General features: G+C 37.8%; 11 protein-coding genes. 10 read left to right on the forward strand and 1 reads right to left on the reverse strand.

All coding sequences use genetic code 11. The features are described from left to right. From AC3WJG_RS25335 to AC3WJG_RS25355, 5 genes are all read left to right on the forward strand, one after another. Positions 1-791, forward strand: a 791-nt coding sequence (locus AC3WJG_RS25335) for an SH3 domain-containing protein (protein WP_492588849.1), incomplete at its 5' end; no start/stop codon positions are given. A gap of 160 nt (positions 792-951) precedes the next feature. Further along, a complete protein-coding gene (locus tag AC3WJG_RS25340; protein ID WP_492588851.1) occupies positions 952-2,844 on the forward strand; it encodes a PTS mannitol transporter subunit IICBA in 1,893 nt (630 codons plus the stop codon). Positions 2,845-2,904: 60 nt separating this feature from the next. Further along, positions 2,905-4,995: a BglG family transcription antiterminator gene (locus AC3WJG_RS25345; protein ID WP_098659433.1), complete on the forward strand. Its 2,091-nt coding sequence runs from the start codon at positions 2,905-2,907 to the stop codon at positions 4,993-4,995. A 5-nt stretch (positions 4,996-5,000) separates the two neighbouring features. Further along, complete coding sequence (locus AC3WJG_RS25350) at positions 5,001-6,143, forward strand: mannitol-1-phosphate 5-dehydrogenase (protein WP_098250191.1); 1,143 nt, start codon at positions 5,001-5,003, stop codon at positions 6,141-6,143. A gap of 89 nt (positions 6,144-6,232) precedes the next feature. Further along, positions 6,233-6,718, forward strand: a complete 486-nt coding sequence (locus AC3WJG_RS25355; protein ID WP_060745926.1) for a VOC family protein — start codon at positions 6,233-6,235, stop codon at positions 6,716-6,718. 37 nt (positions 6,719-6,755) lie between these two features. Here the strand turns inward: AC3WJG_RS25355 and AC3WJG_RS25360 are convergent, their stop codons facing one another. Continuing rightward, positions 6,756-7,292 carry a L,D-transpeptidase gene (locus tag AC3WJG_RS25360; protein WP_102814024.1) on the reverse strand — a complete coding sequence of 179 codons (537 nt, stop codon included), beginning with the start codon at positions 7,290-7,292 and terminating at the stop codon, positions 6,756-6,758. Between the two features lie 280 nt (positions 7,293-7,572). Here AC3WJG_RS25360 and mscL point away from each other — a divergent pair, with 280 nt between their 5' ends. From mscL to AC3WJG_RS25385, 5 genes are all read left to right on the forward strand, one after another. Continuing rightward, positions 7,573-7,968, forward strand: coding sequence for a large conductance mechanosensitive channel protein MscL (gene mscL, locus AC3WJG_RS25365; protein ID WP_025753425.1), 396 nt, complete (start codon positions 7,573-7,575; stop codon positions 7,966-7,968). 195 nt (positions 7,969-8,163) lie between these two features. Next, positions 8,164-10,233 (forward strand): LTA synthase family protein, encoded by a 2,070-nt coding sequence (locus tag AC3WJG_RS25370; protein WP_337134637.1) that lies wholly within the window; start codon positions 8,164-8,166, stop codon positions 10,231-10,233. A 196-nt stretch (positions 10,234-10,429) separates the two neighbouring features. After that, the gene (locus tag AC3WJG_RS25375) at positions 10,430-10,972 is read left to right on the forward strand and encodes a helix-turn-helix domain-containing protein (protein ID WP_013054985.1); all 543 of its coding nucleotides are present in this window, start codon (positions 10,430-10,432) and stop codon (positions 10,970-10,972) included. Positions 10,973-10,992: 20 nt separating this feature from the next. Then, positions 10,993-12,102: an ABC transporter ATP-binding protein gene (locus tag AC3WJG_RS25380; RefSeq protein WP_028410433.1), complete on the forward strand. Its 1,110-nt coding sequence runs from the start codon at positions 10,993-10,995 to the stop codon at positions 12,100-12,102. Next, positions 12,092-12,892: an ABC transporter permease gene (locus AC3WJG_RS25385; RefSeq protein WP_016762745.1), complete on the forward strand. Its 801-nt coding sequence runs from the start codon at positions 12,092-12,094 to the stop codon at positions 12,890-12,892. Before AC3WJG_RS25380 ends, AC3WJG_RS25385 begins: the two co-directional genes overlap by 11 nt.

Here is a 12,892-nt window from a genome sequence, read left to right on the forward strand (position 1 = left end):
CAACGTACACAGTAACGGCAAGCACGCTGAATGTAAGAAGCGGAGCAGGTACCAATTATGCATCCATAGGAAGTGTGACAAAAGGTCAGAAGCTGTCTGTGGTGAGCAAAAGCGGAAGCTGGTACAAAATTAACTATAACGGCCGCACAGGCTACGTAAGCAGTGACTATGTACAGGCTTCAGCTACAACATCGCCAAAGCTCGTAGTGGATTCTTTTAAAACGTTAGGTAACGCTCAGCAAGTCATCTTGGTTACAGCAGATAACTACGATACGAAGTCTGCTAAAATTCAAACGTTTGAAAAAGTTGATGGAAAATGGAAGCAAGTTTTAACCGCGAACGGTGTACTTGGACAAAAAGGATTCGCTTTATCGAAAAAGGAAGGAGATATGGAATCTCCGACAGGGAAATATACAATTGGCACAGCATTCGGACGCTATGCAAATCCTGGAACTAAGCTTCCATATCGAAAGATTACAGCAAATGATGTGTGGGTAGACGATTCAAAAAGCTCTCTATATAATACGTGGCAGCAAAAGCCGGCGAATGGCCGCTGGACGAGCGCTGAGAACATGGACATCCCCGCTTACGATTATGGGTTTGTCATTAATTATAATGAATCTAGAACGCCAGGAAAGGGAAGTGCAATCTTCTTCCATGTAGGAACAAATTATACCGCAGGATGTACGGCTACTTCTAAAGAACAAGTTGTCTCTATTTTAAAATGGTTAAATCCAGAGAAAAATCCGGTTATTATTCAATCTCCTGTAAGTGAATTAGATAAATATTAAGTTAGAAAGCAGCTGAACTTTTACAGTTCAGCTGCTTTTTTATGTAATTAAAAGCTTTGTCTGTCTGTGGTACGACAAAGTTAGTTTTCCTATTCATTGAATGAAAGCGTTTAATCTCTTACGATTAAAGTATCATCACGTAGAGAAAGGAAGAGAGCAAATGGCTCAATCTAATATAAAAGTAGCTGTACAAAAGTTTGGGAACTTTCTAAGTTCAATGGTTATGCCAAATATCGGAGCATTTATTGCATGGGGACTTATTACTGCTTTATTTGTTCCAACAGGCTTTTTTCCAAATGAAAGCCTTGCCAAACTAGTGGATCCAATGGTCAAGTATTTGCTTCCGCTGCTAATCGGCTACACAGGAGGAAAGCTTGTACACGATCAGCGTGGAGGCGTTGTAGGTGCTATCGCGACCATGGGCGTCATCGTTGGATCTGATATTCCGATGTTTCTAGGCGCTATGATTATGGGACCGCTTGGCGGTTACATCATCAAGAAGTTTGATCAGTTTATTGAAGGTAAAGTCAAAACAGGATTCGAGATGTTAATTAATAACTTCTCAGCAGGTATTCTTGGAGGAATTCTAGCAATTCTAGCCTTTTTAGGCGTTAGTCCAGCCGTGGACGGATTTACAGGCGCGCTTGTAGTGGGTGTAGATTGGATGGTTGCACATGGCCTTCTTCCTCTTACAAGTATTCTAATTGAGCCTGCTAAAATTTTATTCTTAAACAATGCTATTAATCACGGTATCTTATCTCCAATCGGAGCAGAACAAATTCGAACAAATGGACAGTCCATTCTATTGTTATTAGAAACAAATCCTGGTCCGGGATTAGGAATTTTGTTAGCGTATTGCTTCTTTGGAAAAGGAACAGCAAAACAGTCAGCGCCGGGAGCGGCCATCATTCATTTTATTGGCGGAATTCACGAAATTTACTTCCCTTACGTTTTAATGCGTCCGCTTCTAATCATTGCGGCTATTTTAGGCGGAATGAGCGGCGTATTTACATTTGTTCTTTTAGGCGGAGGCTTGCAAGCGGTTGCTTCACCAGGAAGTATTTTGGCTATTTTAGCTGCTACACCAGGTAATGCAGGCAGCTATGTTGCAAATATCTCCGGTGTTCTCGTTGCAGCCGTCGTATCGTTTATTGTAGGTTCGTTAATTTTAAAAACGGGCAAGCAAACAGAAGATTTGGATGAAGCAGCTCGCAAAATGCAAGAGATGAAAGGCAAGAAGAGTTCTGTAGCAGGAAGCTTTACAAAACAACAAGGAGAAGTACCAGCAAGCGTTCAGAAAATTGTTTTTGCCTGTGACGCAGGTATGGGATCGAGTGCGATGGGCGCCTCTCTTCTTCGCAAGAAAGTTAAACAAGCAGATTTAAATATTTCGGTAACGAATACAGCGATCAGTAATATTCCAAGTGATGCTCAAATCGTTATTACACAGGAAGAGCTAACGCCAAGAGCTCAAAACAAAGTTCCAGATGCGTATCATATCTCGGTTGATAATTTTCTATCTAGTCCGGAATATGACAAACTAATTGACCAACTAAAAAATGATCATACTACTTCTAAAGCGGAAAAAGAAAAAAGAGTATCTGCAGAAAATAATACAGATAGTAATGATGGTTTATTAAAAGAAGAAAACGTTTTCTTGGATCAGCACTTTTCTTCTAAGGAAGAAGCAATTCGATTTGCAGGGAGCGTGTTAGTAAAAGGCGGATATGTAGAAGAAAACTACGTTGAAGCCATGATTGATCGCGACAATATGACTTCTACTTATATGGGAAATGACGTAGCGATTCCGCACGGGACAGAAGAAGCGAAAAAGAACGTTTTAAGATCCGGTTTTACAGTGATTCAAGTGCCAGAAGGCGTTGATTTTGATGGTGAGAAAGTTCGTTTGATTTTTGGAATTGCCGGAAAAGACGGCACCCATTTAGAAATTTTATCTGGTATCGCGATTACGTGTTCTGATATGGACAATATTGAAAAGATGGTTCATGCCAAATCAGCTAAAGAATTAATGGCTATTATTCAAAGTAACTAACGGGATAGAAAGGCATGGAGATGCCTTTTTATCCTTTGTTTATAAATAAGAAAAGAGTTGATGTTCTTGTTTATTACTTCAAGAGAAAAATCAATCATTGAGTTAATTATTAAAACGGCAGGAAAACATACAGCCCTTACACTTGCTACTTTTTTGAATGTAAGTGTAAGAACCGTTCACAGAGATTTGAAGGCAATTGAATCGATACTTGAAAAATTTGATTTGAAGCTGATTCGTACACAAGATGAAGGACTAATGATTGAAGGTAAAAATGAACAAATTTTTCGTCTTATTCAAGAGCTGATGAAGATTAAAACGACGGATCAGTCTCCACAGGAAAGAAAATTAATTCTTTTAATTCTTCTTCTAGAAGAAGGGGATTCATTTAAATTACAAACGCTGGCTAAAGACTTAGAAGTAAGTATCACTACACTAACTGCTTATTTAGATGAATTAACAGAGTGGTTAACCACATTTGACGTTCTCCTTCATCGAAAAAGAGGGGTGGGAGTAGAGGTTCAAGCTACTGAAGCCAATAAACGGAAAGCATTAGCTAATTATTTTCTTGTTCACTTTAGTGAGGAGTTAATTGAGTGCTTGTTTTTAGCAGAAAATCAGCAGCATACGGATGAAACAATTTTGCATTATTTTTATCCAGATTATTTGGCAGAAGTAGACGGAATTGTACATCGAGCGATTAATCAGCATCATTCTAAGCTGGCTGACAGCGATTATATAGGGCTCATTGTTCATATTTGCATTATGATACAGCGAACGAAAAAGCAAATGTATCTAGAAGACGACGGCGCCCAAACGGAAGAGCTGGCAAGTGAAGTGTTCTTAATGAAGGATATTTGCCGGGAAATTGAACGGGTATTTTCTCTTTCTTTTACAGAAAAAGATATTCATTTCTTGGCAGTGCGGCTACGTGCAGCAAAATTCCAAACTACTAGGGACGTATATTACGACAGCGTAGTGGTTGGGCAGATTATTAAGAATATGATTGCTCACGTTTCTGTTCAGCTTAACACCGACTTAACCGGTGATTTTTCCCTTTACCAGGGGCTGCTTGCTCATATGGAGCCGGCAATTTTTCGTCTTAAGCAAAAAATGGAGCTTTTTAATCCATTAACAGAAGAGATTAAGAAAAAATACCCGGTTTTATTTATGGCTGTGAGAAACAGTATCGATCAAGAGCTGCCGGATTTAGTTTTTCCAGATGATGAAGTAGCATATCTTGTTTTGCATTTTGGTTCAACGCTAGTGCTAAAAGAAGAAGTCATGGAAATTCAGGCACTGATCGTCTGTCCAACTGGAATTGGCACCTCGAAAATGTTAGCTAGCCGTATTCGTAAAGAGATTCCGGAGATTAATTCAGTTGTCATTAAATCTGTAAAAGAAATCAAAGAAGCCGCGCTTGAAGGGTACGACTTAGTGATTTCAACAGTAAGACTGCCTTTTTTAAATGTCGATTACATTTTAGTCAATCCACTCTTAACCGAAGAGGATATTCAATCCGTCCAGAATTTTTTACAGAAAAACATTCAAAAGTTAACCAAAGATAAGGACTATCGCTCGTTCCAATATAAAAATAAGACCGTTTGTAAAGAAAAACCGTCTTTTGAGGAAACGATGAAACAAATTAAAGATGTGCATGGAAGTATCGAATCAATTCTTCAAAACCTTAGAATGTATCGATTTTCGGATGCAGTGAGTCACGATCAAGTGATTTCGCACGTAGTAAAAGCTGCTGAAAAAGAACGTTTAATAACCAATGCTAACTGCGTTATTCATCAGCTTAAGGAACGAGAAAACAAAGGCGGTTTAGGCATTCCGCAAACGAGCATGGCACTGTTCCATTGCCGTGAACATCACGTGAACGAGCTGATATTTCAGGTTTCACATTTAGAACAACCTTGCACAGTTAAAGGCATGGACGGAACAAATATGCAGGCGCGTAACCTTCTATTAATGCTCGCACCTGAAGAGTTAAGTGAAGCACAACAAGAAATTTTAAGTTTAATTAGTACCAGTTTAATTGAAGACCATGAAGCAATGATGATTTTTTCGTCCTCGAATGAAGAGATAATTCGCAAAAAGCTAGAGGATACGTTTCATGAGTACCTTCGAAATAATTTGATAAAGGAATGATTTTTGTGAAACAAGCAGTTCATTTTGGAGCAGGCAATATCGGTCGAGGATTCATTGGGGCATTGTTTTCTCAAAGCAACTATCACGTCACATTCGTAGATATTGCTGAAAAGATTATTAATCAGTTAAACACAGATGGAGGGTATAACGTAATAACAGCCGCAGAGCACCCCGAGACATTAGCTGTTCAAAACGTATCTGGTTTAAATAATCTGACACAAGAACAAGCAGTCATTAAAGCGATTAAAGAAGCAACGTACATTACGACGGCCATCGGACCGAACGTTCTGCCTCGCATTGCTCCTTTAATTGCTAAAGGTTTGGCTGAACGTGTAAAAGCAAGCGACGAAAATGTATATATTATTGCATGTGAAAATCAAATCTCTGCGACAGATTTATTAAAAGGCTATATTTTTGACGCGCTGGATGAAGAGACAAAAGCTCATATGATAAATAAGGTCTTTTTCTTCAATTCAGCTGTAGATCGTATCGTGCCTATTCAACATGACCAAGGTTCGCTTGATGTTTTAGTAGAATCCTATTATGAATGGGTAGTAGAGGCACCTGAAGATATTCCTTTTGTAGAAGGAATGACGATTGTGCCTGACCTTGCTCCTTTTATTGAAAGAAAGTTATTTACAGTGAATACGGGACACGCGGTGATTGCATATTTTGGTTATTTAAAAGGAAAAGAAACAATTGATCAAACGTTAAGAGATTCAGATATTTATGAACAAGTACAGCAAACACTACAAGAAACAGGAAACTATCTAATTGAAAGATATGACTTAGATAAAGAGGAGCACAAAGCTTATATTACTAAAATCATTGAACGCTTTAAAAATCCTCATTTAAATGATTCAGTTAAAAGGGTAGGAAGAGCGCCAATTCGCAAGCTTGGACCTCAGGATCGTTTGATTCGTCCAGCGCTAGAAGCAAAAAAAGCGGGCCTTTCTTATACCTATTTAGCAAAGGCTATTGCCGCTGCGCTTTTATTTGACCCGCAAGAAGATAAAGAGGCTATGAAGCTTCAAGCGAATATTCAGGAGTATGGTATTGAGTATGTATTAAAAGAGATTAGTGAGTTAGAGGCAAGTAATGATTTAACAAAAGAAATCATTGCTCAATATAATGCTTTAAAATCGTGAATGAATTTAGTACGTGTAAACAGTCCATTTTAAATGGGCTGTTTTTCTTTTAGCAGAAAGGGAATGTTTGTGTATAGGAGGGTGATAAAATGGTAGCTATTACGCACGTTGGATTAGCTGTACCTGATGTAGAAAAAGCCGTGCAGTGGTATGGGGAAGTTTTAGGTTTTAAGCTGATTGCCGGTCCTTATAAGTTTAATGCGAAGGAAGAAAAAGCTGAAAATATGACTCAAGATTTACTGGGGTCTCATATCAAAAAAATGAAAAATGCTCACATGACAGCTGACAACCAGGTAGGCATTGAACTGTTTGAATTTAATAAGCCGCAAATGCCTCTTGTATTAAAAGACAGCGATGAGCAGTATCAAAGTTATTTTCACATGTGTTTAATAGCCGACGACGTGGAAAAGTTGGCGGATAAAATCGAACAATCAGGTGGTAAAAAGCGAAGCCAAGTATGGAATACAAGACCTGGAAAACCTTATTACTTGGTTTATTGTGAAGATCCGTTTGGGAATATTATTGAGCTATATTCACACAGTACGGAGCTCATGTATGGGAATAGAGAGGAATAAAAGCTTATCCAGATTTTTTGGATAAGCTTTTATCTTTTCATAGCTGTCCGTAGCCGTATACTTTTGCCAGCTCTTCAAAGGTTTTTGATGAATACGTAATAGTTACCGATGTTCCTACTGCCACTTTATTGAATAATTCTTCGACATCCGCATTATGCATTCGTACGCAGCCGTGGCTTACATATTTGCCGATGCTATCTTCTGAGTTATTCCCATGAATAGCGTATGTGTCGCCGGTTGTTCCGTTTGCATTAAGCCCTAGCCAACGAGAGCCAAGAGGGTTATTAGGAGCGCCTCCTGCAATATGCCCTGTATAGTAAGGACGATTTTTAATTTTGTTGACAATCTTGAAAAAACCTACCGGCGTATCGCTCCATGTTTTTCCAGTAGCTACTGAATACGTCTTTTCTAACTTCCCATTATGAAAATAAGCAAGCTGATTTGTTTTTTTATTAATAATAATTAAATCTTTACTTGCTGTGTTTTCACTTGCATTCGCCGCACTTGCTGTATAAGAAATACTGATAATAGCTGCGAGACACAACGCCGCTGCTCGCAGTAGAATTTTTCTCACGTTCTAGTCATCTCCTCTATTGTTCGTTTACATATTTGATGAATTACATGCTATTAGTGTATAAAAGGAAAATGTACTGAATATGAACCTTTCCTGAATGAAAACTGAAAGTGCATCTTATTTATAAACGAATATAAAGTAAAAATCTGGGCAGAAATACAACTAAAGGTCTGGTACATATCTCATGAAAAAGAGAAAAACGAAAATGCACCTTGTCTGTTTAATTTAGGATGTATTATCATGAAGGTTTGAAATGAAGGGCAGGAGGTGGAACAAACAGATGCTTAAAGAATTTAAAGAGTTTGCTTTGCGTGGAAACGTATTAGATTTAGCTGTCGGGGTTATTATTGGAGCGGCATTTGGAAAAATTGTCACGTCCCTTGTAAATGATATTATTATGCCGCTGATTGGTTTGTTGTTAGCAGGGATAGACTTTAAAGATTTATCCTTCACGGTTGGAGATGCTACGGTATTATATGGATCTTTTATTCAAACAATTGTTGATTTCTTAATTGTCGCATTCTCGATTTTCTTATTTATTCGTTTCTTTAATCGTTTTAAGAGAAAAGAAGAAGAGAAAGTAGAGGAAGAAGTGGCTGTTCTCTCAAAAGAAGAAGAGATTTTAACAGAAATTCGTGATTTGCTAAAAGCACAAGCAGTGAAAGAGCGTTCATAACAGCAATTTTTACATACGTATAAAACGGCTAAGAGGCCCGTCTTTTCATAAGAAAAGCGGGCTTTTTTCGTGTGAAATTTCTCGGGAAATGTTAGTGGTATGATTATGGGAAAATTAGGCGTGAAAGCGAGAGAGATAGGAATGTTAAAATCATATTAAAAGTGTTAAGATATTGTAAATAGGAGGCTTAAGGTTATGTTTAAACATTTGTATCGTTCTTTGCCAATGCTGGCAGCGTATGGCCTGCTTAGCGTTTTTTTATACAGTGTTGTTATGTTTAATGTGTCAAATGACACAAAAATGTTGTTTGATTGGGCCCAAATCCATACAGCTGGGTTCGTAGTATTAATAGGAGGATGCTCACTTGTTTTATGGGCGCTCACTTTCTATTTGCTGCTTCGATTTAATCACATAGAGAGAATACAAGATTCGCAGTGGTATGCCATTTTTACGGCAATTGTGTTTTCAATTGCTGTAGCAGCCGTTTCTGCTATGGTTTTTGTTATCTATCATATTGATATACATAATCCAGGCAAAACAATAGAGTGGATGCAAGCATATCCCGAACGCTATCTTTTTACGGTATTTTTACTTTCGCTGTTAACACTAGCGATCATTATGCTAGTAGGGGAAGCTTATTTAGGAGCTGGAATTACCTTTGTTCTGTATTTTATTTTAGCTCTTGTAAACTATTACAAAAAAATCTTTCGAAATGAACCGTTGTTCCCGAACGATTTTATTCAGGCGAGCCAGTTAAAAGAAGTTATTCCGATGATTAAAGATTCGATTTCAATTCCTATTGTAATAGGAGTTATTGGATCTATTGTCGTACTGCTCGCTCTTTGGTTTTTCTTGCCGAAAATTAAAATTCGATGGTTTCTTCGAATTATTATGATTCTGCCGCTCATCTTTTTAATGAAATCATTTTTATTCTTTGAACACTCGTTTGCTCAAAAATATTATGATCAATATGCTGCGCTGATGCCTTGGAATCAGCAAAATAATTATTACTATAATGGACCTGTTATTGGCATGATTTCAAATGTTAAAACAGATGTGCTGCAAGAGCCGGATGACTACTCAGAAGAAGCTATGGCAAAAGTGGCAAAGCGCATTCAGTCAAAGGAAGAGAAAACACAAGAAAGCAAGACTGAAGTCAAACCAAACGTTGTGTTTGTGATGAACGAAACATTTTGGGACCCAACAAAGCTTAACGTGACGTTCTCTGAAGATCCAATGAAAAATACAAGAGAACTTCAAAAGAAATATCCTTCCGGATGGTCTTTAAGTCCTTCGTTTGGCGGGGAAACAGCTAATGTGGAGTTCGAAGCGCTGACGAGCTACTCTTTGTCTTTCTTTAACCCTGGAGGCCTTCCTTATCAGCATGTATTGAGTAAAAAAGAATATCCGTCTTTTGTTTCTTATTTAGAAAAGCAAGGCTATGCTACAACGGCTATGCATCCAAACAGCGGCATGCTTTATATGAGACAAAATGTATATCCAAACTTGGGATTTGATCAAGTGAAGTTTATTGATGAAATGAAGCATACACAAAAAGATAACAATGAGTTTGTTTCTGATGAAGCAGTAGTTGATGAAGTACTCGATACGCTTCGCCAGTCGAAAAAGCCTGCATTTGTGCATGCTGTAACGATTGCAAATCATCTTCCTTATTCAGCGGATAAATATAATGGTCAGGAAACCATTAAGGTAACCGGTAAAGGGTTATCACCGGAAATGCAAAAGGAAATTGAAATTTATGCTGAAGGAATTAAACGTTCAGATGCTGCTTTAAAACGATTGAACGATGAAATTCAAAAGCTGGACGAGCCGACCATTGTAGTATTTTGGGGAGATCATTTGCCGGCGCTTGGCCAAAACCTTCAAGCTTACAAAGAAACGGGTTTTGGAAACGAGAAAACGCAGCAAACATCTCAAAAATTTTATGAAACGCCGCTCTTATTTTTATCTAATTACGATACGAAAATAGATAAAAATCTCGGTACGATGAGTCCTATTTATATTGCTCCGACGCTTGCTCAATCTCTTGGTTACAAAAGTAATCTGTTCTACGATCAGTTGAATCAAATGAAAACAGAAGTGCCGGCTTTTCGTTCAAATATGTATATAGATTCGAAAGGAAAGCTAGTCGATGATCCGGCGGCGCTCTCTAAAAAAGCTGCAAAAGACCTTCAAGATTACCATGAAGTTGAGTTTGATACATTATCCGGGAAACAGTACGAAACGCATAAGTTGTATAAATAAAAATAAAAACTCCTTTTAATATAAAAGGAGTTTTTATTTTTTAAGTGTTTAAGGTTGTACTAAAAAATAATTCATGTATAATATTTTAAGGTTAAAAGTAAACTTTAAGTTAAGTAAAACAAAACTTGAGTTTGGAACAGCATGAACAATCATTCATGCTGTTTGCTAATTTTAAATACAGTTGAGGATCGAGAGTATGGAAATAGGAAAGAAAATTAAAAATTTACGATTAAAAAAAGGTTTAACACAAGAAGAGCTAGGAGAACGTACTGATTTAAGTAAAGGCTATATTTCGCAGCTAGAGCGCGATTTAAGTTCACCGTCTTTAGAAACATTTTTTAGTATTTTGGAAGTGCTAGGGTGCGAACCGAAAGAATTCTTCGAAATTGATACGCATGTTCAAAAGGTTGTATACAGAGAGGAAGACTACACGAGTTATTGCGAAGATGAAAAAGGTTACCATATTCAGTGGCTTGTGCATGAATCAAATGAAAAAGAAATGGAGCCCATTCGTCTTATTCTTCATGAAAAAGGCGCATTTAAGAGATTTGAGCCTTCCCTTTCAGAAACGTTTGGCTACATTTTGCGCGGGTGTGTGAAGGTAAAGCTTGGAGGCAGAATATATGAAGCCAAACAAGGAGAAACCATCTATTTTCAAGCTTCTGAAGAACATCAGATTTTAAATGCTCATGACGGAATAACAGAGTTAATTATCGTGGCGACAGAGTCTTATTTATAGAACAAAAGAGGTGAAGTGAAATGACATCTACGAATACAATTATTCAATTTGAAAATGTGACCAAGCAATATGATAATGATTCAGTTGTATTGGATCATGTAAGCTTTGAAATTGAAAAAGGGAAATTTTATACCCTCTTAGGTCCATCGGGATGTGGAAAGACAACGATTTTACGATTAATTGCAGGCTTTACGGAAGCCTCAAGCGGAACGATTTATTTTAATGGGAAAAGAATTAATGATGTCCCGGCTAACAAACGACAGGTTAATACGGTTTTTCAAGACTACGCGCTTTTCCCCCATCTGAATGTATTTGAAAATGTAGCATTCGGTCTTCGAATCAAGAAGATGAAAAATGCTGATATTGCAATAAAAGTTAAAGAAGCCCTTCGTTTTGTTAACTTAGAAGGATATGAAAACAGAGAAATAAAGGAAATGTCGGGCGGCCAAAGACAGCGTGTAGCAATTGCACGAGCAATTGTAAACCAGCCCGAAGTCATTTTGCTGGACGAGCCGCTTTCAGCTCTTGATCTAAAATTGCGTACAGAAATGCAATACGAGTTAAGAGAATTACAGCGTCGTCTAGGTATTACGTTCATTTTTGTTACGCACGATCAAGAAGAAGCGCTTGCGATGTCCGATGAAATCTTTGTTTTGAATAAAGGAAGAATTCAGCAGAGCGGGGAACCTACAGATATTTATGATGAGCCAATTAATCGTTTTGTTGCCGATTTTATTGGTGAATCAAATATTGTACCAGGTAAAATGATTGCTGACTTTTTAGTGGAGTTTGGCGGCCAGCAATTTGAATGTGTCGATCAAGGATTAAACCAAAATGAGCAGGTTGAAATTGTGATTCGCCCTGAAGATTTAGCCATTACAAGCTCCGATCAAGGAAAGCTGCAGGTTCGTGTAGATTCACAGCTGTTCAGAGGAGTCCATTATGAAATTTTAGGCTATGACCATGCAGGGAATGAGTGGCTCGTTCACTCTACGAAAAAGGCAACGGTTGGGGAAGAAATTGGTTTATATTTTGAACCTGAGGCTATTCATGTTATGCGATTTAACGAAACGGAAGAAGAATTCGATAAGCGACTCGAAGGTTATGAAGAGGATTACGATGCAAACTAAATCAAGAAATATTTACTTAGTCCCGTATGTGTTATGGATTTTGCTTTTTGTAGTTGCTCCCATTGTATTAGTTGTCTATTATTCTTTTTTCAACATCGATAATGAGCTGACGCTTGAAAACTATAAGAAATTTTTTACTCCGGTTTATTTACAGATGACGCTGAGTTCATTTTGGTATGCCTTTTTAATTACGTTATTTTCCTTGGTTTTTTCTTATCCTACAGCTTATTTACTAACGAAGCTTAAGCACAAGCAGCTTTGGCTTCTACTGATTATTTTACCGACGTGGATTAACTTATTATTAAAAGCTTATGCTTTTTTAGGTATATTTGGCACGTATGGTACGGTTAATAAGTTTACTGAATTTCTAGGACTTGGTACTCATCAAATTTTATTTACTGACTTTAGTTTTGTATTTGTATCGGTGTATATTTTTATCCCCTTTATGATTTTGCCCATCTTTAACTCTTTGGAAGAACTTAATCCCTCGCTTATCTACGCTTCGCGAGACTTGGGGGCATCTTCATGGGTGACATTTAAACGCGTGGTATTTCCGCTAACGCTAGAAGGGGTTAAATCAGGTTGTCAGGCTGTTTTTATCCCAGCACTATCCCTCTTTATGATTACGCGTTTAATTGCTGGAAACCGCGTCATTACACTGGGAACAGCGATTGAACAACATTTTTTAGTGACGCAGGATTGGGGCATGGGCGCCACCATAGCCGTCTTTTTAATTATTGCGATGGCCGTTATGATGCTCATAACAGGCACTGGAAAGAGAGGTGTGTAA

The organism is Priestia sp. FW507-14D1A (assembly GCF_058781295.1).